A 1,362-nucleotide genomic window follows, 5' to 3' on the forward strand; every position below is an offset into this window, starting at 1 on the left:
CTGTACGACGGCACCGCGGACGACACGACCAACACCCTCCCCCAAACCGGCCAACCCCAAGATCATCCCACCCCCGCCGATAACGTGACAGCACCTTTCATCGCGCGCTCGCGTTGCCTCGTTGGCTGGTGGCTGTTCTCGGCCCGGTTGTTCAGGCCCTTATGGGAGCGATGCTCCACCGAGGGCATGACTTCGCGGTGGGCTGCGCCGTAGGAACGCAGCTTGTCGGTGACGATCACCCGCGGAACCGCCCGGGTCTTCTTCGGCAGCCGGCGGAAGAACTCCCTGGCCCCGGCCTTGTCGCGGCGGTTCTGGACGAGGATGTCGAGGACGTTGCCGTCCTGGTCGACGGCCCGCCACAGGTACTTCTGCACCCCGTTGATCTTGATGAACACCTCGTCCACATGCCACTTGTCCCCCGGCCGGGGACGGCGGTGGCGCAGCTCGTCGGCGTACGCCTGCCCGGAACTTCAGACACCACCGTCGGACCGTTTCGTGGGAGACGATGACGCCGCGCTGGAGCATCAGCTCCTCGACTTCACGAAAGCTGAGAGGGAAGCGGAAGTACAGCCACACGCAGTGCGAGATCACCTCGACCGGATAGCGGTGCCCCTGTACGACGGCGACACGACCTCCACGAACAACCCCCTCCACCATGATCAACCCGAAGATCATCCCACCCAGTCAGCCAACGTAACAGCGCCTCTGGGACAGCTCCTGCTTGAGCAGTGCCTGGCCAGCCTCGCCGATCGCGGCGTCCGTGAGGTGACCGGGTGTCTGGCGGCCCCCACTGATGACCAGCCGCATCTGGGTGCCGTGCTCGACCTGCACACCGCCGCCGGTTTCGACGAGATCGACCAGCTCCACGCCTATACCCGCCGACCCTGAACCGAGCGTGAGGTGGCCGGCCGGTGAGAGCCGGTTGCGTACCCCGGGATACCTTCAGATCGGCGTTTCCGAAAACAAACCCGCCGACTGCACAGCTCACCGCTGCGCGTGATGAACCGGGCAATTCCTGCGGCGATTCCTCTCTGGCCGCACCCTGGTCGCGTGGAAAGCATGCCGGTTGTTGTGCATGAACCGATGTCACCCCTCGGGGGAAGGCGTGTGACCCGGCGGCGGCGTGGCGGCGGTGAGGAACTGATTGGTTTCGCGTATTCCGATCATGATCTGGTCGTGTTTCTCGAGGCGATCGGATTTCCTGATCCAGACATGGCACTCGATGATCCGCGCTCTGTGGAGTGGCACGGTGGCCGAGCGCATCAGTGGGTGCTGTCACGTTATCGGCGGGGGTGGGATGATCTTGGGGTTGGCCGGTTTGGGGGAGGGTGTTGGTCGTGTCGTCCGCGGTGCCGTCGTACA

Annotated in this window: 1 protein-coding gene and 1 pseudogene; one reads left to right on the plus strand and one right to left on the minus strand. The window is 64.7% G+C overall.

Annotated elements, in window-relative coordinates:
* Positions 1–95: 95 nt before the first annotated feature.
* A pseudogene (locus ACF08N_RS38105) lies at positions 96–591 on the minus strand (IS6 family transposase); the annotation flags it as partial.
* Here ACF08N_RS38105 and ACF08N_RS38110 point away from each other — a divergent pair.
* The gene (locus tag ACF08N_RS38110; RefSeq protein ID WP_392329272.1) at positions 496–888 is read left to right on the plus strand and encodes a hypothetical protein; all 393 of its coding nucleotides are present in this window, start codon (positions 496–498) and stop codon (positions 886–888) included. The pseudogene ACF08N_RS38105 and the gene ACF08N_RS38110 sit on opposite strands and share 96 nt — an antisense overlap.
* Positions 889–1,362 lie beyond the last annotated feature (474 nt).

The sequence above is a fragment of the Streptomyces sp. NPDC015127 genome (assembly GCF_043080095.1).
GTDB lineage: Bacteria > Actinomycetota > Actinomycetes > Streptomycetales > Streptomycetaceae > Streptomyces.